This is a genomic window from Rossellomorea sp. GQ25 (assembly GCF_059758515.1).
The window spans coordinates 1-509 of sequence record NZ_JCAXEQ010000026.1 but is presented as its reverse complement, the minus strand read 5'-3'; the positions used below and the strand labels follow the sequence as shown (position 1 = coordinate 509).

Below are 509 nucleotides of genomic sequence, written 5' to 3'. Positions count from 1 at the left end.
TTTATATTTTGGAGGATTAGCTCAGCTGGGAGAGCATCTGCCTTACAAGCAGAGGGTCGGCGGTTCGATCCCGTCATCCTCCACCAAGTTTTTTTACGCAAGTAAAATAAACTACAGAAAATTGCGTCAGCAAAATATCTTCCCTAAATTACTTCAGCGTAAAAGCTTTTATATTTATAAAAGATTCCGTAATTTAATATGCCGGTGTAGCTCAACTGGTAGAGCAACTGACTTGTAATCAGTAGGTTGGGGGTTCAAGTCCTCTTGCCGGCACCACTTTGGTTTTGAATATCATCTTTTCAGATGAGCCATTAGCTCAGTTGGTAGAGCATCTGACTTTTAATCAGAGGGTCGAAGGTTCGAGTCCTTCATGGCTCACCATAGATTTTTGCGCAAGCAAAATATCAAATATACATGCGGGTGTGGCGGAATTGGCAGACGCACCAGACTTAGGATCTGGCGCCGCAAGGCGTGGGGGTTCAAGTCCCTTCACCCGCACCATTCATTTT

Annotated in this window: 4 tRNA genes; all 4 read left to right on the top strand. The window is 44.2% G+C overall.

The window, feature by feature from the left end:
• Positions 1 to 10 precede the first annotated feature (10 nt).
• The 4 genes from AC6CIB_RS23605 to AC6CIB_RS23590 all read left to right on the top strand — a co-directional run bounded on the left by AC6CIB_RS23605 (position 11) and on the right by AC6CIB_RS23590 (position 501).
• Positions 11 to 86, top strand: a tRNA-Val gene (locus AC6CIB_RS23605).
• Positions 87 to 200: 114 nt separating this feature from the next.
• Positions 201 to 276 (top strand) — tRNA-Thr (locus AC6CIB_RS23600).
• A 29-nt stretch (positions 277 to 305) separates the two neighbouring features.
• Positions 306 to 381, top strand: a tRNA-Lys gene (locus tag AC6CIB_RS23595).
• A 35-nt stretch (positions 382 to 416) separates the two neighbouring features.
• A tRNA-Leu gene (locus AC6CIB_RS23590) sits at positions 417 to 501 on the top strand.
• Positions 502 to 509: the final 8 nt, after the last annotated feature.